The following is a 22,601-nucleotide window of genomic DNA, read 5'->3' on the forward strand; positions in this document are numbered from 1 at the left end:
CATTCATCAACAACGCCATGATCACTATGATGACCAGGCGCCTGACCCGCCAAAAGCGCGCCAGGACCACCTAGCCACGTTCAAAGACAGGCTCTTAGAACCCCACTTGCCACGCACTCTTTACACCCTGGGTCCGCGCTGACCCACGAGGGCCGACCGCGCCGTGAATGTCCACAAAGGACGCTTTTCGAGCCGCAAGTGTCCGATTTGGGTAGTATGCACGGTGTCGCAAAGGGGTCGTGAGTGGCAAGTGGGGTTCTAACCCTCATTGCCACTCACGACCTCGGCCAGGATCGTGCAAATGGATATAAAACGGACGCCGCGCAGCCGAAAAGTGTCCCTTGTGGACAATCAGCGGCGCTTAGGCGTCAGTGGAGAGGGTCCACGCCACGTTTGACTTGCCCCTCAATGGAACCCCACTTGCCACTCGCGACCTCCGTGCGAAGATGAGCAAAGTTCCCAAATCGGTCACCCTGGGCTGAGAAAGTGTCCTTTGTGGACACCCAGGGGAGGCGCAGGCTTGCAGGCAAGCTGGTAGACCGTTCGGGTGGAAGGTTCTCACGTGGTGACGCGCGTGGTTCGCGGGGATACCCCGCGCGCGTCGGATCACACGGGAATTCCCACGAAGAATTCCCACGAATTCGAGGATCCGATTTCCTGTGTGACCGGCTTTCGTCCGGGTACTCGACGTGGTGTTCGCCCCATTCCACCCGGATCGGAGGAAATCATGACTGCATCGCCGGCCACGGTCCGGCGGGCACCGCGCCAGCTCATCGCCCTCGGCGTGGGCGCGGTCTTCCTGCTCGTCGGCATCCTCGGCTTCATCCCCGGCATCACGACGAACTACGAGCAGCTGAGCGGCGCCGGACACGATTCCGGCGCGTTGCTGCTGGGCGTGTTCCAGGTCTCGATCCTGCACAACATCGTCCATCTGGCGTTCGGTGTCGCGGGCATCCTGCTGGCCCGGACGGTGAGCGGCGCGAAGGCGTTCCTCGTCGGCGGCGGGGTGGTCTACCTCGTGCTCTGGCTGTACGGGCTGCTGATCGATCACGGATCGGCGGCGAACTTCGTGCCGGTCAACAGTGCCGACAACTGGCTGCACCTCGGGCTCGCCGTCGGGATGATCGCCCTCGGGCTCATTCCGCTCTCCGGTTCGAAGGCGCCGATCGCCGATTCCCGCTAGCTCGTTCCCCCTGAATTCTTCGGAGGTTGTCTGTGTTCCGTCATACCAGATCGCTCCAATTCGAGGCCAAACCGGAAAAGCCGGACGCCCTCTACGCCCGTAAGCTGCAGGAACTGATCGGCGGCGCCTACGGTGAAATGACCGTCACCATGCAGTATCTGTTCCAGGGCTGGAATTGCCGGATCGAAGGCAAGTACAAGGATTTGATCATGGACACGGCGACCGAGGAGATCGGCCACGTCGAAATGCTCGCGACGATGGTCGCCCGGCTGCTGGAAGGCGCACCCGCCACCACGGTGGCCGAGGCGGCGAAGGATCCGGCCACCGCGGCGATCCTCGGCGGGATGGATCCCCAGCAGGCGATCATCTCCGGCGGCGGCGCCACGCCGAGTGACAGCCAGGGCTATCCCTGGAACGGCCGCTACGTCGTGGCGTCGGGCAATCTGCTGGCCGATTTCCGGGCGAACGCCGCCGCGGAGGCGCAGGGCCGGTTGCAGACGGCCCGGCTGTACAACATGACGGACGACCCCGGCGTGAAGGCGATGCTGCGGTTCAACCTCGCGCGGGACACGGTGCACCAGAAGCAGTGGCTCGCCGCGATCGAGGAACTCAAGGCCGATGGCCTGGAGAGCGACATCGCGCCGACGGCGTTGTTCGACGAGGAGGATCAGGACCACAACAACACCATTTGGCATTTGTCCGACGGTCCGGACGGCTCGAAGGGCGGCTGGAGCTTCGGCGAAGACGGGATCGAGTACCTGATGGATCCCGAGCCGCTCGGCGGACCGGGCACCGCTCCGAAACCGGATCCGGCGCTCTACGGCACTTATGCGCCGCTACAGGACGCGGTCGGGACGGTCAAGGGCAAGGTCAAGGTCAAGGACGTGAAGAAGAAGGCCACCAAGTCGCGCAAGAACTGAGAGGCTCGACCGAGCCCTTCCCCGGGGACCGCCGGGGAAGGGCTCGCTTCACGCTTCGGCTACCGCTGTCGCGGTGCCGGAGGCGGCGGAACCGTCTTCGCCAGGACGATGTCCGCCAGCCGGATCGTCGCGAGTCCGCGTTTGGTCTCCACCGTGCATTCCGTGTCGTCACGGGAGCGCAGGTAGCCGAGCGCGTCGGTGAACCCGCCTTCGATCCGGTACCGCACGACGACCCTCGTGCCGATCGGGACGTCCGGGAGGGTCACCGGTTCAGGTGCGCGGTGAGCTCGTCGTCGCTCGGCTCGACCAGGTGGGTGCCGTCCGGCCAGACGATGGTCGGGATCCGCCGCTCACCGTTCTGCAGCGCTCGCACGGTCTCCTCCGCGCCGGAGTCCGCCTCGACGTCGATGTAGTCGTACTCGACGCCCTTCGAGTCCAGCAGGGCACGGCTGCGTTTGACGTCGGGGCACCAGCCGGCGCCGTACACGGTGAGGTCGCTCATGGATCACAGCATGCCAGGTCGCGGTCCGGCGGCGTGTTCGGCGAGGGCCGCGCGGTCGGCGAGCCCGGTCTTGGCGAGCAAGCTCGCGACATGCTTCTCGACCGTCCGGGGCGAGATGTGCAGGCGGGCGCCGATGTCCTTGTTGCCCATCCGCTCGGCGAGCAGCACCAGCACCTCGTATTCGCGGACGGTGACCCCGGCCGCGCGCAGGTCGCCGGGGACCCGGTCGACCCCGGAGCGCCGCTGCCGGACGGGCGCTCCGAGCTTGCGGAGCAGGCTCCGGCAGGCGGCCGCCACGGCCTGGATGTCCCGGCCGTGGAAGTACTCTTCGGCCTCCTTGAGCCAGGTGGCCGGATCGCCCCAGCCGTCGGCGGCGGCCGGTTCGGCGATGAGCCGGAGCCCGAGGTGCCGGGCCAGGGGATAGGGCGCCGACGTCTCCAGCGCGGCCGCCACCGCCCGTCCGGCTTTCGCCGCGTCGCCGCGTCTGCCGTGCTCGACGGAGTGCGCGAATTCGACGAACTGCCGGTTCCATCGCATCCCGCTCACCGCGGATCCGTCCTCCGGGCAGGGCGCGCCGCCGAGGGTCTCGACGAGCGTCCTGAGCCCGTGCTGGCCGGCGAGGTGGAACCGGCTCGGCCGCCGGTCCTCCAGCTCGATGACCTGGCCGAGTTCGCGGCGGGCCCGGTCGAAATCCTCTTCGAGCAGTGAGCAGAAAACCCGCGCCAGCCCGATGCTGAGCACCATCTCCTGCGCGTTCTCACCGCCGCTTTCCCGGAAATCGTCGAGCGCCTGTTCCATCGCGGGCCGGTCCGCCCGGTGCCCGGCCGACATCGCCCTGGTCATATGCGCGTACTGCAGCAACGCGGTCAACCGGAGCCTGCCCAGCACGGCGAGGTTCTCCGCCAGCAGCGTGTGCGCGGTGCCGAAGTCGCAGCGCAGGATCGCGTGCATGGTGCGCACGGAATCGACCGCGCAGTGCAGCGTGATCGACCCGGTCCGCTGGGCGTCCGCGCGGGCGAGCAGGAGGGTCTGCTCGTCGCCGTTCATCAGCACGCGATGCCCGCCGAGCCGGACGAGTGCCTGGGTGCGGAGGTGATGCAGGTGGTTGTCCTCGGCGGTCCGCCGCGCGAGTTGCATGTAGTGCTCGGATTCGGTGAGGTCCCGCGAGAGCGCGAGCATCCCGAGCACCTGCAGCGCCTGGCAGACGACGAACGGCTGTTCGGTCGCCTCCGCCACCTTCCACGCTTGACGCGCGAGCCGTTCCGCCGTGCCGGTCCGGCCGGGGACGTCGAGCCAGAGGTTCGCTTCGACGGCGTCGAGCGCCGCTTGCTGAGCGGGCGAGATCGCCGAACCCAGCGGAGCGCGGGCGCGTTCGATCTGACCGAGACATTCGTCGTGCCGTCCCGCGATGTAGGCGGCCCAGGCCAGCTGGGTGCGCAGTTTCGCGGCCCGTTCGAGCGTGCCGATCTCGCCGAACGCGGCGGAAAGTTCGACGGCCCGGTCGAACTGGCCGGTCTGCCCGAGCGCGTGCACCAGTGTCTCCAGCACCTCGGCGCGATCACCCGCGTCGGCCCCGGCGAGCAGGTCTACGGCTTTGGTGAGCATCGTGACCGCGGAGTCCGCGGCGCCGGCGTCGAGGGCACGGCGACCGGTTTCCGCGAACAAGCGGCCCGCCGCCGGTTCGTCCAGCGCGGTCAGCCGAAGGGACGCGACGAGCGCGCACAGGTCGCCCGGCAGCCCCGGGTACAGCTTCTCGACGGCGTCGGCGGCCTGACGGGCGAGTTCCGCCTTCCGCGCCGGTGACTGGCGTGCCAGCAAGGCCTCCGCGGTCAGCGGATGACGGAAGGCGTACCAGCCGGGTGTGGTCTCGTCGGTGGTCACCAGGTTCGCGGAGACCGCGGCGCTCAGGTGGTTGTGCAGGGTCCGGTCGTTGGTGCCGGTGACCGTCTGCACCACCGTCAGCGGGAAGCGGCGGCCGATGATCGCCGCGACCGACAGCAGTTCGCCCGCCTGCTCGCCGAGTTGCTCCATTCGGACGCCGATACTGGTGACCAGCGCGGCGGGGACGCGGGCGCGGAGTTCACCGATGACGCGCCAGCCGTCGCGGCCCTCGACCATCAGACCGTCGTTCACCATGCCGTGGAGCAGTTCCTCGACGATGAACGGAAGGCCGGCGCTGTTGCGCCACAACAGTTCCGCCGCGGCGGACGGCAGCCGCTCCGGCTCGGTCTCGAGACAGGCGGCGGCGAGCGCGCGGGTGTCGGCGAGGCCGAGCCTGCCGAGTTCGACGACGGCGCAGCTCATCCGCTGCGCGCCGGAGGTCGCCAGGCGCAGGGCGTCGGAGGGCTCGTTGCGGAGCGTGCCGACGAACAGGGTCTGCGCCGCGGGCAGGTTGTCGACGAGGTATTCGAGGATGAACAGCGTCTCGGCGTCGGCGTCCTGAAGATCGTCGAGGACCAGGAGCGCGCCGCGGTCGCGGCTGGTGACGGCCAGCAGCCGGAAGACCGCTTCGGCGAGCACCATCAGGGAGCCCGACTCCCTCGGCCGGTCGCCTCGGCCCCAGTCGGGGATGAGCTGGGCGAGCACGGGGATGAACGGGTCGAGTTCGGTCGCCTCCGGCGGGCCGCCGCCGCGGAAATGCGACAACAGCGCCTGGGTGAGCGGCCGGAACGGGACGAGCGGGCCGATCGAACTGGCCCGGCCCTGCAGAACCGGGACGTCGGCGGCGACCGCCCGCGAGGCGGCTTCGATGGCGAGCCGGGATTTGCCGATGCCGCCTTCGCCCACGAGGAAGATCGCGCCGCCGCGACCCGCGATGGCGCGATCGAGAGCTCCGGAGAGCTCGGCCAGTTCGGCGTCGCGGCCGATCACCCGCGACGAACGGATACCCACCGCCGTGACTATAGCGAGCGGATTCCCCTGTCACGGCCAACAAATGATCACGAAGGCGGGCGGCGCGAACCCGCCTTCGTGATCATGTCTCAGATCCAGCCGCCGGTGAAGACGCTGACGACGGACGGCGAACCGGTGTCCGTGGAAAGGGTGGCGAGCGGATTGGCGCTCAGCCGCGGCTTGCTGCCCGCCAGCGCGTGGTTGCGCGAGCCGACCTCGAGGGCGCGCGGCAGGTTCACGGCGCCGAGGACGTCTTCGGTGGCGGGCAGATCTCTTTCGTACATGTGGTTCTTCTCCTCATATTCGGTTTACCGGCGGAACAACGGTGGCCGCGGGATGCGGCCGGTCGGGGCGGAGCAAGAGCGCGGAGGGGACCCGGTCGCCGAATCCCAGCCGCAGCAGGCCGTAGCCGATCCCCGCCAGGCCGCTCAGCAGCCCTGGCGAGGGGACCGCGCCGGGAGTCCCGCAGCGGGCACCGCGCTGGTCGATCGCGGCGAGCAGATGCCCGGTCCGGCGGCGTACCGCGGCCGCGGCGCCAGTGTGCCCGTTCTCCGCGAGCACGCACAACACGTCCAGCACTCCGGACTCGCCGTGGCAGAGGCTGAGGTCCCTCAGCGGTGCCCCGTCGGCCACCAGCCTGATCGTCCGGTCCAGTTCCCTGGAGTGCTCGGGATCGGGCAGGTGCGCGGCCAGGCCGAGGGCATCACCGGCGAGCCCGTCGCACCAGCCGCCGGCGCTTTCCGCCCGATCGGCCGCCTTTCCGGGTGGTTCTTCGCCGGAACGGTCGTGTGCCCGAAGGACCCAGTCGATCCCGGCCGAACCGCGGGCGAAAGCCCGCTCCGGTGGACGTTCGCGCTCGAGCAGCTGGGCGGCGTAGCGGTCCGCCCGCGCCAGCGCCGTCTCCAGTCCTGTTTGGACATACACCGAGCGCATCGAGGCGACACCGCCCGCGAGCCCGGTCGTGAACCCGGACGGCGTTTCGGGGGTGGCTTCGGGCATCAGGTCGACGGCCTGCTCGATGAGGTCGCCCGCGGGAAGTCCGACCAGCGTGCTGAGCCGGGCGATCGTGTAGGCGACGCCGCCGAGGCCGAGAAGCCCGCCGCAGCCGGCGGTGGCGGCCAGCTCACGGTCGGCGCGCAGCGTGGCGAAAAGGCCGGGGAGCGGGGTGATCGCGTACGCGGCCAGATCGCGGTACCGCGCGATCCCGGTCAGCTCGGCGAGCTGGGCGAGGAACAACGCGACACCGCAGTAGCCCTCGCCGAGCCCCGCGCCCATCGGCAGCACGGTCCAGTAGCGGTCGTCGACGAGTTCGATCCCGAGCCAGTTGGAGCGGTGCTCGTCGGAGAAGGCGTTGGCGACGATCTGGTCGGCGATCCCGCACGCGGTGACCAGCAGCCGTTCCGCGTCGGGCGCCTGATTCGGCACCGCGGTTTCCGCGGTCTCTCCGCCGCCGTGATGTCCGGGGTTCGCCGTGCTGATGGCGAGGGTGGCCGAGATCAGCCATTCCTGGTCGCGCTGGTCGAGCGGGTCCATGTCGGCGACCTTCGCCAGCACGGTGTCCAGCGACGGCCGGTCGACCACCCCTTCGACGCTTTCGCCGCGTGAATCCAGCAGCGACGTCGAACCGGGGTTCGAGGTGAACATCGGCACGTCGCCCGCCCACAGATCGTCCCGCTCGTGCGGTACGAGGCGGAGCAGCTTGTCTTCGCCGGCGGAGTCCTCTTCGAGCAGGTCGAACGCGCGGTCGCGGTCGGTCGCGTCGCGCAGCAGGTCGGGGTGGGTGGTCTCGTCCAGCAGCCGGAAGTAGAAGTTCGTCGATCGGATGAGCACCCGGATGGGGTCCTCGGCGCAGCGCCGGAGGTGCTCGGCGAGTTCGTCCCGTCCGGTGGAGATCGCGTCGTAGCCGAGCCGGAACCCGGCCAGCAGCGCGGCGCTGTGCTCGGCGGGCGTGACCTCGCGGCCGTCGAGGCGCGGCAGGTTGTTCCCGCCCGCGAGTTCGCCCGGCACCCGGATCAGCCGCATGCGGTCGGTGCCCGGATCCGCCCAATCGACCTGGTCGGTCGGCAGCTTGCCACCGCGGCCGGCGAGGCCGGAGATGTCGACGGCGCCTTGTTCGCCTGCGAAGAGCTGGGGGAGCAGCAGCGTGCGCTGCACCGACCGCGCCAGCATCGCCGCCGCGGGGTCGCCCTCCGGTGGAACGGGCGGGGACGGCTGGAACAGGGTCTCGATGTCGATCAGCACAGGCTGGTCGCCGCAGGCGATGATGTTCTCGTAGTGGACGTCGGTGGCGTCGAGCGCGTGCAGGAGCGCCAGGAGGATGCCCTGCCTGCGGTAGAAACGGTCGACGTCGCCGATATCGGCGCACGGCCGGTGTTCGACGAACCGGAGCCAGCCGTACCCGTCACGGGGCAGTGCGTCGGCGGTCCGCAGCTCGAGCCCGGGCAGCCGTTTGTTGAGCTGTTCGACGACGTCGGTGAAACGTTCGTGCAGGATCAGCGGGCGGGGTTTGTAGATCACCTTGGCGCCACTGGAGAAGCGGAGCAATTTGACCGAACGTCCGCGTGCGTGCAAGTCACCGATGCCGCCCGCGACCTCGACGAGTGTGCCGAGTTCGCCGTCGACGACCGAGCAGGGCAGCAAAGCCGCGTCGGCCGAGAACCGGGCGAGCGTTTCGGCGTGGGCTTCGGCGGCGTGCAGGCAGGCCTGGGCGAGGAGCCGGGCCAGCACCGGGTACTCGCCGAACAACCGGACGAGCCCGGCCGGAGTGGATTGGCGGCGCACGAAATCCGAGAAGCGGTCTTCGGGCGTCTCGCCCTGGAGGATTCCGTCCTTGCGGGCGCGGTGGAGTTCGAGGACCAGCGTGCGGACCGAGAGTTTGAGCAGGTGCTGGTCGAGTTGAGCCGCGAAGCCGCGACGCAGCGCTTCGACGTCGGCGTCGGGCAGGTCGTCCGGGACCGCGTCACGCGAGGCGGCGTCGACGAGCGACCTGAACACCCCGGCGAACGCCGGGCGCCAATCACCGGCAGGGGGACGCTCCGGCAGAAGCGTGGTGACAGCGTGTTCGGCGAAGTCGGCCCACAGGGGCTTGTCCGCTGTCCGTTCGCGCGGGGTCCGGCCGTGCTCCCACCACCTCGGCGGCAGGGACGTCGCCGATGGCTGGGGCGTCACGGCGGTAATGCTGTCAGCTCGGCGGGGTCCGCACATGGGGGCCGCACCCCCACATTCAGCGCACGCACGAAGATGCCCGGAGAGTGACTGCCGGGCACGGACGGTGCGCGACCGATGCCACAGGGGAATATGGGGTCCCGGCACCCATGCGCGGGACCGGTCCCGGTCGCACCATGGTCGGGTGGTGGGGGACTCGCGGTGGTTCCCGAGGGATCACCGCGGTGCCGCGCGGGCCGGTTCTGGGGGTCCGGCCCGCGTCGGCGAGGGGTTCCTCGGGCATGATCGACTCATGCGCGTCCTGTCCGAAAGCCAGCTCGGTTCCGTTCTCGCGGGCGTGCCCGCGTCGTGCCCGCGAGTGGTGGTGAGCGGGAATTTCGCCACGCCGATGCGAGCACTGAAGGTGCTGGACGCGGCGCTGGCGGAGTACCGCTTGTTCGCGTTGAACGCGCAGGCCGGAATGCCCGACCGCGAGGGCGTGCTGCTGGAGACGCCGTTCGTGGGCGCGGGAATGCGCGGCCGCCCCGGGCTGCGGTACTTCCCGTCCCGGCTGTCGCTGGTGCCGCAGCTGCTCAAGAACTCGCTGCCGCCGGACGTCGTCCTGCTGCACACCTCGGCACCGGTGGACGGCGTGGTGTCGCTGGGCACGGAGGTGAACATCCTGCCCGCGGCCATCGAGGCGGTGCGAGCCCGCGGAGGCCTGGTCGTCGCGCAGCTCAACCCCGAGATGCCGTTCACCTACGGCGACGGCCTGGTGCCGGTCGACGAGATCGACTACGGCATCGAGGTGGTCGAGCCGCTGCTGTCGCCGGTCCCGCGGCCGGTGGGGGACACGGCGCGGACCATCGGTGAGCGGGTGGCCGGTCTGGTCGCGGACGGCGCGACCCTGCAACTGGGCATCGGCGGGATCCCCGACGCGACCCTGGCGGCGGTCACCGGACGGCGCGGGCTCGCGATCTGGTCGGAGATGTTCAGCGACGGCGTGCTCGCGCTCGACCGCGCCGGGGCCCTCGATCCGGCGGAACCGGTGACGGCGTCGTTCGTGTTCGGCAGTGCCGAGCTGTACCGCTGGCTCGACCGCAATCCGCGGATCCGCCTGCTGCGCACGGAAAAGACGAACGACCCGGCGGTGATCGCCCGGCAGCGTGGTCTTGTTTCGGTGAACAGCGCCCTCGAGGTGGACCTGTTCGCGCAAGCCAACGCGAGCCGGGTGCGAGGGGCGATCTACTCGGGATTCGGCGGGCAGACCGACTTCGTGGTCGGGGCGTTGCATTCACCCGGTGGCCGGGCGATCATCGCGCTGCCGTCCTGGCATCCGAAGGCGGACGTCTCGACGGTCGTGCCTCGGCTGGCCGGCCCGGTGACGTCGTTCCAGCACAGTTTTGTGGTCAGTGAACACGGTGTGGCGACGATCTGGGGCAACGACGCGAACGAGCAGGCGCGGCAGATCGTCGACCACGTCGCGCATCCGACGGCCCGTGAAGACCTCTTGGCGCGGGGCAGGGAACTGGGTTTCGCGCTTTAGCGGTATTCCTCACGGGCGTGAAAAACCGGAACCCGGTAAAGGGACACGATTGTGCCCCTTTACCGGGTCGCAAACACGAGGGGCCGACCCGCGCCAACAGATTGGCCCCCGTCAATCCCTGTGCTTAGAGCGTCAGACCAGCCATCCGAGCACGTGGGCCAGGTGCGCGAGCAGACCCGAAACGAGGTCGTGACCGTGGTGCACGTGCTGGGTGAACATCTGCATTGAGGGGCTCCTTGTTCGGATTTTCGTGTTCGGTTGTGCTCTCGCGAGGAGCGATCGAAGATTTTCATCACGTTGGCGAACTGTCAAAAAACGATTTCCCGGGCCGTCGGCGAGTCGTGAATCTTCCCACGATAAACACGTAAGTCTTTCGTGTTTTGCGCCAGGGGTGGCTTTCGCGAGCGATGACACTGTGCGTAGCGGGCTTGAGGCGCGCCGATGTGGACGCCAGGATTCCGCTACGGCAAGTGGGCGCGGGTATGACACGAAACGGTGATCCACTTGCCACGAATGGTGAGTTGGCGAGATTCACCGATACGGGTGACGAGACCTGAGTGCGGCCGCCTTCTTCCGGGTTTCGGGTTCGGCTAGAAGTGGGTACCCATATCGGTTCGCAAGGAGGGAGCAGTGATGTCAACACCGGAATCCACAGTGGACAAGGGCGCCGTCGTCGTCGGCTATGACGGCTCCGAGCAAGCACGGAAGGCCGTGCGCTGGGCCGCGGGGGAAGCCGCCGCCCGCGGATGCGGACTGGTGGTCGTCCATGTCGTCGGGTTCATGCCCCTGGCCGAGGCGGCACCGGGTGGCGGGACGTGGCCGGGGTTCCTCGAAGCGGGTCAGGAAACGGCGCAGCGGCGCGCGGAAACCCTGCTCGGCGACGTCGCGCAGGAGTGCCGCCGGGCGTGGCCGGAGCTGGCTGTTTCGACCCGGTTGTTGTCCGGCCGCGCGCCCGAGGCGCTGGCTGACGCCGCGGAGAACGCGGATCTGCTGGTGATCGGGTCGTCCGGGCTCACCGCGCTCCCGAGGCTCCTGGTCGGGTCGACGGCCGACGAACTCCTGCGCGAATGTCACCGGCCGATCGTGGTGGTGCGCGACAGCGACGAACCGGCGGCGGACGAAGAACGAAAGGTCGTGGTGGGTGTCGACGGATCCGAGGCCGGCGTCGAAGCCATCGGTTTCGCCTACGACTTCGCCGACCGCCACGACTGCGTGCTGGTGGCCTTGCACGTCTGGTCCGACCTGCCCCTCGAAGCGATGGCGGTCAATCCCACCGAGCACGACCGGGAGATCGTCCAGGAACGTGGAACGCCCGTGCTCGACGAAGTGCTCGCGGGCCATCGGGATCGGTACCCGGATGTCGCCGTGCGCCGGGTGATCGCGATCGACCGGCCGGCTCGCGCGCTTTCGGAGCAGGCCGAGGGGGCCACGCTGCTGGTCGTCGGCAGTCATGGACGCGGCCCGCTACGGCGCGCTCTCCTGGGATCGGTCAGCCGCGCGGTCGTCCACCACGCGCCCTGTCCCGTGGCCGTGGTGCGTCATCACCCCTGAGCCATCGGTCCGCCCTTCGCCAGATGGCTCGCACGTCGAGGTCGTCGGCGCTCCAGGTGGTCGCGCGGGTGGTACCGAGTTCGCGGTACTTGCGCATGATCGCCACGTGGGCAGGCAGCCCGACGAAGCCTCGCAAGCCTTCGTGGTCGCGCCACACCGAGACCGAGCCCAGCCGGCGGCGCAGCGGTTCGGCCCACAGCCACTGTCCGACCGCGCCGGGCAACCGCGGCCACTCGCGGCTGAGCGCGTATCCCGCCCGGTAGGCGCCTGGCGTGCTCCGAAAGTCGTCGAGTGTCAACGCGGTGACGCTGACCAGCACTTCGCCGGAGAAGTCCGCGGCCTGCCCGGGGATCCACTTGACTCTGATCATGCTCGCTCCTCGCGTCACCTCAGCCCCAGATGGCTGCGTCCTGCTTACTATACGCAGGTGCGTATCATTGCGGCCGACGGGTTTCATCGCCCACGTTCGGGTACCCGGACGGTGTGACCGACCGAAGGAGCACTGGCGATGACCGCCTTACCGCCCGACCCGGAACCGGAGAAGACCCCAGACCTGGAACCAGGAGGCGGTGTGTCACCGGGTGACACACCGCCCGACTCGGCGCAGACGTCGGGGCTCTCGCATCCGCAGCCGATGCCGTCCAAGGCGATGCCTGTCGCCTGGCTGGTGCTCATCGGCGTCCTCGTCGTACTGGCGACCGGTTTCGTCGTCGCGCTGGGCCTGGGCTGGCTCAAGCTGGGCTGATCGCGCCCCGAACGTTCGTTCGGCTCAGCGGCCACCCGCCGTGGTGATGCGCAGCGAGGCATGGGCGGCGTCGAGCGTCCGGGCGCACTCGCCGATCGAGCCCGCGACGACGGTGACATATGCGACGCGACCCCAGACAGTTCCCTTGGGTGGCGGGGAAACCACGGCGCCGGGTTCGGCGATGGTGACCGCTTGGTCCACTGTGGACGGAAGCGCCGCCTGGTCGAAGTGGATCGAGGCGATGGTGGTGTCGTCCCGGTCGACGTAACAGAAGCGGATCCCGGCCACCCGCCGCCGGGTGGGACGCACGTCGAGGTCGTGACCGCAGGCGGCCGCGGCGGCGAGGGCGCCGGGGTCGATGCCGGTCGCCAGCTTGCCGAGGTACGGGATCAGGTCGCCGCCGAGCCTGCCGTTGACCTCGATGAGTTTCGGGCCCGTCGCGGTCAGCATGTACTCGGTGTGCGTCCACCCGTCCCGGAAGCCCAGCGCGGTATGGGTGTCCTGCAGGAGCGCGGTGAACGTGGAGTCGGCGAGCAGCGGATCGTCGGCGTCCACGTAATGGCCGACCTCTTCGGCGTAGGGCGGGAAGCCGACCACCTTGCGGGCGAGGAAGAGCGGCGTGACCTTCCCGTCCTGGACGACCGAGTCGACGCTGATCTCCTCGCCGGTCACGCACTGCTCGACCAGGACCGGATGATCACTCGCGTAGACGACCGGGTCCGGTGCCTTGGTGTCGCGGGTGAAGGCGAACATCTCGCGCAGCCGCTCGGGATCGTCGACCCGGACCACCCCGAGACTGGCGCCGAGACCGCGGGGTTTGAGGATGGCCGGGTATCCCACCTGCTCCGCCGCGGCCAGCGCCTCGGCGAGGGTGCGGACCTTGACCGAGCGGGGCTGCGGCACGCCGGCCTCGGCCAGCGCGGCGCGGGTCTGCGCCTTGTCCCGCAGCCGCCAGATCATCGCCGGGTCGCCGCATCGCAGCCCGAGTGCCTCCGCGACGTGGGCGGTGGCGTGGATACGCCCCTCGTCCCAGCAGAGCACGCCATCGAACGGCTCGGAATCGTTCAGCCGGACGGCCTCGCGGGCCATCGCCGGACCGTCGATGGTGCTGGGCAGCACGGACCAGCCGGTGATGTACTCCCGTTCCCATTGTGGTTCGGCGGTGTGGAACAGGTGGACCCGGTACCGGGCGCCGATCGATTTCAGCAGGTATTCCCGGAACACCCGCCAGCCGGTCGCGATCAGCAGCAGCCGCGGTCGCTCTTCACTGGACATGGAACCCCTTCTCCCGTACGCGTTCCTCCTCCGTGACGGCGATCCGCCGCACCGCGTAGCGCAGTGTCGGTGGCGCCATCAACGACGTCACGATCGCGACCAGCACGATGATCGTGTACGTGGCGGTATTCAGTACGCCGAGCCGCAGCCCGACGATCGCGACGATCACCTGGATCACGCCTCGCGCGTTGAGGCCGCTGCCGAGCGCAAGCCCCTCCCAATGGCTGAGCCTCCCCGCTCTGGCACCGAGATAGGCGCCGGCGAACTTGCCGAAGACCGCGATGACCAGCACCAGCACGGCCGAGCCGAGCACCGCGGGATCGCGAAGCGCGGTGAGATCCATCCGCAGCCCCGCGGTGGCGAAGTAGATCGGGGTGAGCACGGACAGCACGGTGGTGCGCAACGGCGCGAGCCGGGCGAGGTCGATGTGCCTGGACGAGCCGATCAGGATGCCGCACAGCAGTGCGCCCAGTAACGGTTCCATGCCCACCGCGTGGGTGCCCGCGGCGGCCAGCAGGAGCAGGACCACGGTCGTGGCGATACCGGGCCCCGGCTCGGAAGAGCGGCCCGCCAGGCGCAGCGACGCGTTGACCAGCGGCCGTCCGGCGACGACCGTGAGCACCAGGACCAGCAGCAACCCGCCGACCGACAGCGCCACCTGACCGGCGACCAGCCCGGTGACGGCCAGCGCGGACACCACCGACAGCAGCAGCCAGCCGATGATGTCGTCCACGGCCGCGGCGCTGACGATCAACTGGCCGATGTCCCGGTGCAGCAGGCGCATCTCCAGCAGGGTCTTCGCGATCACCGGGATCGCGCTCACGCCCATCGCGACGCCCATGAACAACGCGAACACCCCGCGGTCGATCCCGGCCGGTACCAGTGACGCGGGCAGTGCGAAGCCGAGCCCGATGCCGAGGCCCAACGGCACCAGCAGGCCGCCCGCGCTCGTCCAGGCCGCGGGTTTGCCCTTGCGCCGCACCAGCTTCAGATCCATGTGCAGACCGGTGATCCCGACCAGCAGCAGGACGCCGAGCTGCCCGACGGCGTCGAGCAGGTTGAGCTGCGCGGCCTCGCGCGGCAGCAACCAAGCCGAGAGGCCGGGGGCCAGATGGCTGAGCACCGACGGTCCGATGAGGACACCGGCGGTCAGTTCACCGACCACCGCCGGCATCTTCAGCCGGAGCGCGAGCCGTCCGAGTAAGAGCGCGAGTCCGAGCAGCAGTCCCAGCTGGAGCAGGAACAGCAGCATGGAATGCGCGCCGATGGGGGCGACGGGGCTAGGCATCGACGTAGTACCAGTTTTCGGGACTGATCATGCCGAACGGGTTGACCGGCGCGAAGCCGCGCAGGTTTTCGGCCACCTCGAACAACCGGATCGGGAAGTTGGGATTGAACACGACCGGCACCTGCTCGGCGATGTAGTCCTGGTACTGGTACAGGACTTCCGGATCGTCGGTGGTGACCGTGCGCTCGATCAGCTCGTCGGCCACCGGGTCGTGGTAGTGGCCGAAGTTGCCGCCCGCGTCGGTCCGGAACAGGACCTCGCCGGTCGGGTGGTGGTAGACCCAGCCGCCGTTCCAGCAGCACATCTCCCACTGGCAAGGGGTTTCGTCGGTCGGGTAACAGGGCGCGTCTTCGGCGACCAGGATCGAACCGTAGACCTCCTGCAGCCGCAATTCGATCCCGGCCGCGGCGGCATCGTGCCGGTACTGGGTCATCAGCCGGGTCAACGCCGGCCGTCCTTCGACGTACCGCAGCAGGAAGCTCAGCTTGGTGCCGCGCGGGATCCCGTCGCCCGCCCGCTCCGGATCGACGCAGACCGCCGGGGTGACGCTGGTGTCCCAGCCGTGCTCGGCCAGCAGTTCCCTGGCCCGGTCGGGATCGAACGGCAGTGGCCACGCCCCGCCGCGCTGCGGCGGTGACACCAGATCGGTGACCGGGAGCATCGGCATCGGCCCGTTCTGCCGGTAGGCGTACCCCTGGTAGATGTCCCGGACCGCGGAGTCCTGGTCGAGCGTGCACTGCAGCGCCTGCCGGACGTAGGTCTGGGCGAACATCTTGCCGACCACGCCGGGATTGTTGAAGTTCAGGCTGGTGTACCGGATGCAGTACGCCACCTGCGGCACCATCGTGTAGCGCCCGGCCAGCGGGTTCACGCCGCCCTTGGCCGGATCGTCGGTGTGACCGGTGGCGAAGCTGAGCGGGAGGTAGCCCACCTGGACCGCGTCCTCGCTATCCGGCCCGTTCTCCAGCCGGCGGTACTCCTCCTCGTCGGAGGAGAATGGGATCTGCCGGAACTCGTCGAGACGCGGTTTGTTCGGGCCGGAGTAGTGCTCGTTCGGCACGAAGGTCACGACCCCGTCCAGGGTGTAGCTCTTCAGCCGCCACGCTCCGCTCACGACACTCCACACAGGACTGTCGGCCCAGTGGGTGCGGTGTTCGTTGCTCTCGTCGATGATGTCGCCCTGTTCGGCCATCAGGTAGTCGTAGACCGCTTCGACGTCGGCGAGATCTCCGGACGCGTTGGCAGGTCCCGCCTCGGTGCGGTCCCACGCCTTCGGCAGCGGGATGATCAGGCTGAGCTGGTTCATCAGCACCCAGCGCCGGGAGTAGACCTTGTCGAAGGTGAAGTAGCAGGTGTCCTCGGACAGCTTGCCGTAGTCGACACAGTTGTCGGGGAAGTAGCCGGGGGTGTACTCGCCGTACCGGTCGCCCTTGACCTTGAGCAGGTTCACCCAGAACAACACGTTGTCGGCGCACAAGGTCTCGCCGTTGGACCATTTCCACGGCTTGATCTTGACCGTGACGGTCAGCCCGTCCTCGCTCCACACGGGCGGCTCGCCGATGCTCGTGGCGTAGTCGACCTCGGGTGTGCCGTCGCTGCCGAAGAAGTACAGGGCGCGGTACATCAGGGCCTGGAACTCCAGGACGTTGCGCATGCCCATGCGTTCCGCCGGGGTGAACGGGAAGATCACCGCCGGCGGGAAGCCCGGCGCACAGGCCCAGGTGACCGTGCCGCCGCGGCGCGGCTTCTCGCCCCGAGACGCGGGTTTCGCGGTGGTCCGGGTCATCGCGATCACCGGATCTCTTGGAGGCGGGAGACTCCGACGGACTGGTGCGGGCCGTAGCGCTGCCAAACCTCGTCGAGCTGGATCCGGCCGTCGTCGAGGATCCGCGGGACGCTGGTGCAGTGACCGGAGATCACCTCGCCGCTCTCCAGGACCATGCAGTACGCGAAGTCGAGTTTGCCGTCGGGGCCACAGGTTCCGGTCAGCGAGCCGCGCCGGGCCCGGCCGCCGGTGAACTCACCCCAGATCAGGTCGCCGTTCTGCCGGTAGACCGCGACCCGGTCACCGCCGTCGTCGTCGCCGGTGTCGTCGACGGCGACCGGACGGAACCGCCGGCCTTCGTAATTGATCATGATCGCTCCTTTGTGGAGGGAAGGTCGAAGGTGGGGGAGGCATCGGTGCAGGTGGTGGGGGGGGGGGGGGGGGGGGGGGGGCCCCCGGGAGCCCAACCCCACCCCCCCCCCCCCCCCCCCCCCCCCCACCCGCGGAGCTCCAGCGCGCAGCATTTCGCCGCGCCACCGGCCTTCAGCAGTTCGGACAGGTCGACGCTGATCGGCTCGAAGCCCGCCGCCCGCAGGCTCTCGGTGAGGCGGACGGCCGCTTGGGGGAGCAACACATGCTTGCCGTCGGAGACGGCGTTGAGACCGAAGACCTCGGCGTCGGCCCTCTCCGCCCGGATCGCGGTCGGGTACAGCTCGCGGAGCAGTGCTTGGCTGTCCGGCGAGAACGCGCCGGGGTAGTACATGATCTCTTCGTGGTCGAGCACCGCCAGCGCCGTGTCCAGGTGATAAAAGCGCGGGTCGACCAGCCGCAAGGTGACCACCGGCAGACCGAAATGGTCGGCCGCCTCGGCGTGCGCGCGCTCGTCGGTGCGAAAGCCCGTGCCTGCCAGGATACGGTCGCCGGTCGGCAGCATGTCGCCTTCGCCCTCGTTGACGAACCGGGCGTGCTGGACCGGGTAGCCGTGCTCGGCGAACCAAGCCTGATAGGCCGGTGCCTCGCCGAACCGTTGCGGATGCCGGTATCGGGCGGCCAGCACCCGGCCGCCGACCACGGTGGCCGCGTTCGCGGCGAACACCATGTCGGGCAGGCCGGGCCGCGGCGGTACCACGTCGACCTGATGGCCGAGCTCGACCAGCCGGGCGCGCAGCCGGTCCCACTGCAGGATCGCCAGTGGCGTGTCGGTCGGCTTGTCCGGCTCCATCCACGGATTGATGGAGTAGCTGACCTCGAAATGCTCGGGCGGGCACATCAGGAACCGCCGGGTGCGGGCCACTCTCATCGGTCACGCTCCAAGGTGACGGTGATCTTGCCCGCCAGTTCGGTCATCAGCTCGTAAGCGTCCTCTTTGGACGTCCCGGTGGTACCGAGGAAGCCGAAGATGGTGTTGCCGTCAGGCGGTCTGAGGATGACGTCGCCGGGGCGGGCGGTGATCTGCAGCAGGAAGACCCGGTCCGATTCGCTCACCTCTGGCGGCACCTCGATGTGGTCGACCACGCCGCCGTCGCAGATCAGGCACATCGCGGTGATATGTGTCCCGGTCGGCCAGTAGTGGCGGACGGGCGGCTTCACCCCCCGGCCGACGTCGACCACGGCACGGATCGGATCGTGGTCCGCGGTGAGCCGGGCGATGGTGTCCAGCCCGCCGCCGCCGACCCTGGCCGCGATCTCCAGCAAATGCGGTTTGCCGTCGTGGTAGCGCACTTCGGCGTGCATCGCGCTGCGCCGCAGGCCTTGCGCGCGAGCGGCCGCCTTGACCACGTGGTGTACCCGGGCCAGTTCCTCGGCAGGCAGGGACGTCGGCGCGTGATGCACGTCGTCGTCGAAACTCCGGCCCTCCGCGGTGATCCGGTCGACCACCGAGCCGAGGTAGAGCTCGTCGTCCCAGGCGAGCGCCTCCATCAGGTACTCGGGCCCGTCCAAAAAGGACTCGACGAGCAACCCGATCGGACCGAGGTCGACGTCGTCGGCCTCGGCGTTGATCCAGAACATGTTATGCAGGCCTTCGCTGGCCGTGGCGAAGTCACGGGCCAGCTCCTCCGGACCGTCCACTCGGTACACCAGGTGACTGCCGGCGCCCAGGGTGGGCTTGATGATGACCGGGTAGCCGAATTCGGCGGCCGCCGCGAGCGCGTCGTCCAGTTCGGTGACGAACCGGAAGGCGGGAATCGGCACCCCCGCCCGTTCGTACGCCTGGCGCATCAGCAGTTTGTTGCGGCTGTTGCGGGCGGCGTCGACGCCGATGCCCGGCAGGCCGAGTGCTTCGGCCACCGAGGCGACCGCGATCACCGCCGCCTCGGAAAAGGTGATCACCCCGTCGAAGTGCTCGGTGGCGTGCCATTCCCGGGCACAGTCGATCATCTCGTCGATCTTCTTCGAGCCGACCAGCCGGTAGTGGTCGGACGGCCAGAAGTCGGGTGTCCCCTCACCGTTCATCACGTACAGATCGACGCCGAACGCCTGCACCTGCCGATAGCGGGAGTGGTAGTAGGTCAGGTACTGACGGGTCTCGATGGTCAGCAGTTTCATGGCTCGCCTCCTCGGGCAGCCGGGGGAGTCGGAACACGGGAACGGACACGGGTGGTTCGGCGGCGAGGGACAGGTCGACCCCGTCCCCGCCCGCCGCCTCGGCCACGTCGATCAGGATCGGGGCGGCGCCCGCGAGCAACGTGCGCGTCTCGAGCACCAGATCGCCTGGGACGACCGTCGGATCACCCGCGAGGCCGCGCAGCCGGTCGAGCTGGGTGAGCACCGTCTCGGCGGCGCGGTTCATGCTGTAGCCGGGCAATTCGTAACAGCCGCGGAACCGCGCCAGCATGGCCGCGGCGCGACGGCGTCCGGCGGGGGACACCGGCAAGGTGCCGGAGAGCCCGTGCAACACCGACGACATCGCCTCGGCCAAGGCGTTCCACGGTGCGCTGAGCCGCCGGTATCCGGTGTCGCGCAACCCTTCCCGGGTGAAATCGGTGCGCGCCTGCTCCGGTGCGGTATGCGCCAGATGGAATCGGACCAGGTCGCGCGGGACCTCCGCCAGCAGGTCGGCCGCCCGGATCAGATGACCACGGCTGGTGGAGAACTTCTCCCCGGTCAGGTTGTAGAACTCGTTGCAGACGTTGGCCGACGGTGTGACGTACCGGTCGCCGTGGGCCAGCAGGAACACGAGATCCATCAGGCCCCAGTGGTAGACGTTGTCGTAACCGTGGAAGTAGACGACGTCGGCGTGGTGCTCGGCTCGCCAGTGCTCGTCGACCGGCACCGCGGTGTCGCCCGCCGACCACCAGGTGCCGTACATGACCGCCGGCATCGCCTCGATCCACGGGTACAGCATCTGGCCGGGCGTCTCCGGGAACGGCGCGGGAACGCCCCACCCGGCAGGGATCGTCACGGGCACCTCCGGCAGCGGCCCGGCCAGCAACTCGCCGATCAGCTGCATCGCGTGCGGCCGCCAGCGTCCCGCCTGCGCGGCGTAGTAGGCGGTGAGCCGCTCCCGGTACTCCTCCATCGGCAGCACCAGGATCTCCGTGTCCCGATAGGACACCGGGTCGTCCGGGTCCAGTGTGGAGCGTGGATCGAGCAGCTCGTCGTAGTTGTTCGGGTGCCCGCAGGCCTCGCAGGCCCCGCCGCTGCTGCTCGCCAGGCAGACCGGGCAGGTGCCGGTGACCAGCCCGTCGAACAGGTACGTGCCGGATCGGGTCGCGACCGGCAGCCGCACCGTCCGTTTCCGGAACCGGCCCGCCTCGTACAGGGTGGTGACGAACTCGAGCACCGTGCGCCGGTAGACGTCGCCGATCGGTGGCAGACCGGCCATCGAGATGCCCATCGCGGAAAGCGAACGGCCGATCGCCGCGGTCGAGGCGGCGCACAGCTCCCGCGGGGTGGTGCCCGATCGCCGCGCGGTGGACACGACGTAGCTCTGGCTGTCGTCGGTGCAGGTCGTGTAGATCACCGAAGCACCGGTGGCCCGCAGGTACCGGGCGTACACGTCGCCCGCCAGGTAGGGCCCGGCCAGATGTCCGATGTGCAGGTCGCCGTTGGGCGTCGGGGTCGCGGCGACCACGATGGTCGTGGACATCTACACGCCGGCCTCGTCGCGGGTGGTGAACCGCCCGGCCATCTCCCGGTCCCACCAGACCGCGTACATCCGGAACTCCTCGGCGCCGGTGTTCACCACCTGATGCCGCGAGCCCGGCCGGAAGTGCACGACGTCGCCGGCGGCGAACGGCACCCGGCGTCCGTCGCAGACGATCTCCGCGGCCCCGGTCATGGCCACCCAGATCTCGTATTCGTCGTGGCTGTGCGCGCCGGATTCCGCGCCCGGCGCCACCACACACCAGGAGCCCTCGAACGGTGCGTTCAGCTCCGGCCACGGCAACAGCCGGGTGGCGGCCAGGCCGTTGTCCGGTTTGAGGTTCGCGGGATCGAGCCGGCGGATCTCCATCATGGTCACTGCGCTCCTTGGGTAGCGGCGAGCGGGCGGGCGGTGGCTTCGGTGATGGCGGTCAGCGGTGGCAGCCGGCGTTCGGCGAGCAGATCGGTGACGATCTCCGCCGCCCGCGCGGCCAGCACGCTGAGCAGGGAGTCGGCGATGCCGTGGGTGGCCTCGTTGACCCCCTGCAGATGACAGGTCCCGCTGAACGAAGGCGGCAGGCTCATCCGGTAGCTGCGGTTGACGGTGATCTCGTCGATCCCGACGGCGGAGGCCATGTCCTTGACGATCCGCGGCATCCGTTTGGTGAAACCGGTGCCGAGCAGCACCACGTCACAGCGCTGCGTGGAGCGACGGCCGGATTTGCGGTCGACGAGGGTGAGCACGATCTCGCGGCCGTCCATCTCGGCCTCGGCCACGTCGACCATCGGGATCATCTCGATGCGTTCGGTCCCGGTGAGCCGTTCGATGTACATCTGCCGGTACAGGGTGTCGAGCATGTCCGGGGTGAGACCGGCGTAGTTGGTCCGGTGCATCTCGCGCAGCAGCTGCTCCCTGGCCTCCGGCAGCGCCGAGTGGAACTCGTCCACAAAGGACGGATAGAACAGCTCGTTGGTGAACTTGCTGGACTCGTAGGCGTTGAGGCCGATCGAGCGCATCACCATCGTGCACTGCGTCCCGGGGAACGTCTGGTGCGCCGTCCAGAGCATCTCGGCCGCGCTCTGCGCCCCGCCGACGACCACGATCCGGCGCGTCTGCCCGGGGTCGATCTCGCCGATCCGCGCCGCGAACTCGGTGCTGTGGATCATCAGCTCGCGCGGGATGGCCGCGAAGGTCTCCGGGATGTACGGGTCCCGCCCGGCCGCGACCACCAGGTGACGGCACACCACGGCACTGCCGTCGGCCATTTGGACCAGCCACTCGCCGGTCCCGTCCGCGACACCGAACGGCCGGACCGAAACACAGCGCCGTCCGTAGTCGATCCGCACGTTCGGCAGGGATCTGGCGACCCAGCCCAGATAGCCGGAGATCTCCATCCGGTACGGCGTGAAGCTGCCCAGGTTGATGAACTGGTCCAAGCGGCCCACGGAGTGCAGGTAGTTGACGAAACTGAAGGGACTCCGCGGGTTGCGCTGGGTGACCAGGTCCTTGAGGAACGAGACCTGGCTCTGCGTCCACGGGATCAGCATGCCGCGCTGCCAGACCACGTCGTCCTGCTGCTCGACGATGAGCGTTTCCTTGGCGAGCTCGGACTTCGCGAGCTCTTCGACGGCGACGGCGAGCGCGAGGCCGGACGGCCCCGCTCCGATCGCCAGCAACTCTACTTCTTGAAATCGCACCGCAAA

General features: G+C 69.1%; 20 protein-coding genes. 5 read left to right on the forward strand and 15 right to left on the reverse strand.

The window, feature by feature from the left end:
- Window positions 1–727 precede the first annotated feature (727 nt).
- Window positions 728–1,183 carry a DUF4383 domain-containing protein gene (locus ACIRGA_RS37175; RefSeq protein ID WP_400950815.1) on the forward strand — a complete coding sequence of 152 codons (456 nt, stop codon included), beginning with the start codon at window positions 728–730 and terminating at the stop codon, window positions 1,181–1,183.
- Window positions 1,184–1,215: 32 nt separating this feature from the next.
- Window positions 1,216–2,103 (forward strand): manganese catalase family protein, encoded by an 888-nt coding sequence (locus ACIRGA_RS37180; protein WP_400950817.1) that lies wholly within the window; start codon window positions 1,216–1,218, stop codon window positions 2,101–2,103.
- A 59-nt stretch (window positions 2,104–2,162) separates the two neighbouring features.
- Here ACIRGA_RS37180 and ACIRGA_RS37185 read toward each other — a convergent pair whose 3' ends face one another.
- From ACIRGA_RS37185 to ACIRGA_RS37205, 5 genes are all read right to left on the reverse strand, one after another.
- Window positions 2,163–2,369, reverse strand: a complete 207-nt coding sequence (locus tag ACIRGA_RS37185; protein WP_400950819.1) for a ferrous iron transport protein A — start codon at window positions 2,367–2,369, stop codon at window positions 2,163–2,165.
- Window positions 2,366–2,605: a glutaredoxin domain-containing protein gene (locus tag ACIRGA_RS37190; RefSeq protein WP_073843331.1), complete on the reverse strand. Its 240-nt coding sequence runs from the start codon at window positions 2,603–2,605 to the stop codon at window positions 2,366–2,368. The genes ACIRGA_RS37185 and ACIRGA_RS37190 overlap by 4 nt, the downstream gene beginning before the upstream one ends.
- Window positions 2,606–2,608: 3 nt before the next feature.
- Entirely contained in the window at window positions 2,609–5,497 is a 2,889-nt protein-coding gene (locus tag ACIRGA_RS37195) for an AAA family ATPase (RefSeq protein WP_400950822.1), read from the reverse strand.
- Window positions 5,498–5,586: 89 nt separating this feature from the next.
- Window positions 5,587–5,781, reverse strand: coding sequence for a hypothetical protein (locus ACIRGA_RS37200; protein ID WP_016334466.1), 195 nt, complete (start codon window positions 5,779–5,781; stop codon window positions 5,587–5,589).
- 13 nt (window positions 5,782–5,794) lie between these two features.
- A complete protein-coding gene (locus ACIRGA_RS37205; RefSeq protein WP_400950825.1) occupies window positions 5,795–8,665 on the reverse strand; it encodes a type 2 lanthipeptide synthetase LanM family protein in 2,871 nt (956 codons plus the stop codon).
- Between the two features lie 289 nt (window positions 8,666–8,954).
- Between ACIRGA_RS37205 and ACIRGA_RS37210 the strand changes: the two genes are divergently transcribed.
- Together ACIRGA_RS37210 and ACIRGA_RS37215 are read left to right on the forward strand one after the other, a co-directional pair.
- Window positions 8,955–10,187 (forward strand): acetyl-CoA hydrolase/transferase family protein, encoded by a 1,233-nt coding sequence (locus tag ACIRGA_RS37210; RefSeq protein WP_400950827.1) that lies wholly within the window; start codon window positions 8,955–8,957, stop codon window positions 10,185–10,187.
- Between the two features lie 633 nt (window positions 10,188–10,820).
- Entirely contained in the window at window positions 10,821–11,738 is a 918-nt protein-coding gene (locus ACIRGA_RS37215; protein WP_400950829.1) for a universal stress protein, read from the forward strand.
- Here the strand turns inward: ACIRGA_RS37215 and ACIRGA_RS37220 are convergent.
- A complete protein-coding gene (locus tag ACIRGA_RS37220; RefSeq protein WP_400950832.1) occupies window positions 11,677–12,108 on the reverse strand; it encodes a hypothetical protein in 432 nt (143 codons plus the stop codon). The genes ACIRGA_RS37215 and ACIRGA_RS37220 overlap by 62 nt on opposite strands.
- Window positions 12,109–12,246: 138 nt before the next feature.
- Here ACIRGA_RS37220 and ACIRGA_RS37225 point away from each other — a divergent pair, with 138 nt between their 5' ends.
- Window positions 12,247–12,483 (forward strand): DUF6480 family protein, encoded by a 237-nt coding sequence (locus tag ACIRGA_RS37225; RefSeq protein WP_400950834.1) that lies wholly within the window; start codon window positions 12,247–12,249, stop codon window positions 12,481–12,483.
- Between the two features lie 24 nt (window positions 12,484–12,507).
- Here ACIRGA_RS37225 and ACIRGA_RS37230 read toward each other — a convergent pair whose 3' ends face one another.
- From ACIRGA_RS37230 to ACIRGA_RS37270, 9 genes are read right to left on the reverse strand one after another with little or no spacing between them, the layout of a single operon-like run.
- Window positions 12,508–13,758, reverse strand: a complete 1,251-nt coding sequence (locus ACIRGA_RS37230; protein ID WP_400950836.1) for an ATP-grasp domain-containing protein — start codon at window positions 13,756–13,758, stop codon at window positions 12,508–12,510.
- Window positions 13,748–15,046, reverse strand: coding sequence for a cation:proton antiporter (locus tag ACIRGA_RS37235; RefSeq protein ID WP_400950839.1), 1,299 nt, complete (start codon window positions 15,044–15,046; stop codon window positions 13,748–13,750). The genes ACIRGA_RS37230 and ACIRGA_RS37235 overlap by 11 nt, the downstream gene beginning before the upstream one ends.
- Window positions 15,039–16,832: an ABC transporter substrate-binding protein gene (locus ACIRGA_RS37240; protein ID WP_400950842.1), complete on the reverse strand. Its 1,794-nt coding sequence runs from the start codon at window positions 16,830–16,832 to the stop codon at window positions 15,039–15,041. Before ACIRGA_RS37240 ends, ACIRGA_RS37235 begins: the two co-directional genes overlap by 8 nt.
- Window positions 16,833–16,837: 5 nt before the next feature.
- On the reverse strand, window positions 16,838–17,182 hold the full coding sequence (locus ACIRGA_RS37245) for a hypothetical protein (RefSeq protein ID WP_125801063.1): 345 nt from the start codon (window positions 17,180–17,182) through the stop codon (window positions 16,838–16,840).
- The gene (gene ddaH, locus ACIRGA_RS37250; protein ID WP_400950844.1) at window positions 17,179–18,111 is read right to left on the reverse strand and encodes a dimethylargininase; all 933 of its coding nucleotides are present in this window, start codon (window positions 18,109–18,111) and stop codon (window positions 17,179–17,181) included. The genes ACIRGA_RS37245 and ddaH overlap by 4 nt, the downstream gene beginning before the upstream one ends.
- The gene (locus tag ACIRGA_RS37255; RefSeq protein WP_400950847.1) at window positions 18,108–19,358 is read right to left on the reverse strand and encodes an ATP-grasp domain-containing protein; all 1,251 of its coding nucleotides are present in this window, start codon (window positions 19,356–19,358) and stop codon (window positions 18,108–18,110) included. The genes ddaH and ACIRGA_RS37255 overlap by 4 nt, the downstream gene beginning before the upstream one ends.
- The gene (locus tag ACIRGA_RS37260) at window positions 19,255–20,901 is read right to left on the reverse strand and encodes a class I tRNA ligase family protein (RefSeq protein WP_400950850.1); all 1,647 of its coding nucleotides are present in this window, start codon (window positions 20,899–20,901) and stop codon (window positions 19,255–19,257) included. Before ACIRGA_RS37260 ends, ACIRGA_RS37255 begins: the two co-directional genes overlap by 104 nt.
- The gene (locus ACIRGA_RS37265) at window positions 20,902–21,270 is read right to left on the reverse strand and encodes a cupin domain-containing protein (protein ID WP_400950853.1); all 369 of its coding nucleotides are present in this window, start codon (window positions 21,268–21,270) and stop codon (window positions 20,902–20,904) included.
- 2 nt (window positions 21,271–21,272) lie between these two features.
- A complete protein-coding gene (locus ACIRGA_RS37270; RefSeq protein ID WP_400950855.1) occupies window positions 21,273–22,595 on the reverse strand; it encodes a lysine N(6)-hydroxylase/L-ornithine N(5)-oxygenase family protein in 1,323 nt (440 codons plus the stop codon).
- Between the last annotated feature and the right edge of the window lie 6 nt (window positions 22,596–22,601).

This window comes from Amycolatopsis sp. NPDC102389, assembly GCF_044765885.1.
Taxonomy (GTDB): Bacteria; Actinomycetota; Actinomycetes; order Mycobacteriales; family Pseudonocardiaceae; genus Amycolatopsis.

Bases quoted from the DNA above. Each gene is read 5' to 3' on its own strand.
- ACIRGA_RS37175 (WP_400950815.1), top strand. From the start codon at position 728: ATGACTGCATCGCCGGCCACGGTCCGGCGGGCACCGCGCCAGCTCATC.
- ACIRGA_RS37190 (WP_073843331.1), bottom strand. From the start codon at position 2,605: ATGAGCGACCTCACCGTGTACGGCGCCGGCTGGTGCCCCGACGTCAAA.
- ACIRGA_RS37200 (WP_016334466.1), bottom strand. From the start codon at position 5,781: ATGTACGAAAGAGATCTGCCCGCCACCGAAGACGTCCTCGGCGCCGTG.
- ACIRGA_RS37210 (WP_400950827.1), top strand. From the start codon at position 8,955: ATGCGCGTCCTGTCCGAAAGCCAGCTCGGTTCCGTTCTCGCGGGCGTG.
- ACIRGA_RS37215 (WP_400950829.1), top strand. From the start codon at position 10,821: ATGTCAACACCGGAATCCACAGTGGACAAGGGCGCCGTCGTCGTCGGC.
- ACIRGA_RS37220 (WP_400950832.1), bottom strand. From the start codon at position 12,108: ATGATCAGAGTCAAGTGGATCCCCGGGCAGGCCGCGGACTTCTCCGGC.
- ACIRGA_RS37225 (WP_400950834.1), top strand. From the start codon at position 12,247: ATGACCGCCTTACCGCCCGACCCGGAACCGGAGAAGACCCCAGACCTG.
- ACIRGA_RS37230 (WP_400950836.1), bottom strand. From the start codon at position 13,758: ATGTCCAGTGAAGAGCGACCGCGGCTGCTGCTGATCGCGACCGGCTGG.
- ACIRGA_RS37235 (WP_400950839.1), bottom strand. From the start codon at position 15,046: ATGCCTAGCCCCGTCGCCCCCATCGGCGCGCATTCCATGCTGCTGTTC.
- ACIRGA_RS37240 (WP_400950842.1), bottom strand. From the start codon at position 16,832: ATGACCCGGACCACCGCGAAACCCGCGTCTCGGGGCGAGAAGCCGCGC.
- ACIRGA_RS37245 (WP_125801063.1), bottom strand. From the start codon at position 17,182: ATGATCAATTACGAAGGCCGGCGGTTCCGTCCGGTCGCCGTCGACGAC.
- ddaH (WP_400950844.1), bottom strand. From the start codon at position 18,111: ATGAGAGTGGCCCGCACCCGGCGGTTCCTGATGTGCCCGCCCGAGCAT.
- ACIRGA_RS37255 (WP_400950847.1), bottom strand. From the start codon at position 19,358: ATGAAACTGCTGACCATCGAGACCCGTCAGTACCTGACCTACTACCAC.
- ACIRGA_RS37260 (WP_400950850.1), bottom strand. From the start codon at position 20,901: ATGTCCACGACCATCGTGGTCGCCGCGACCCCGACGCCCAACGGCGAC.
- ACIRGA_RS37265 (WP_400950853.1), bottom strand. From the start codon at position 21,270: ATGATGGAGATCCGCCGGCTCGATCCCGCGAACCTCAAACCGGACAAC.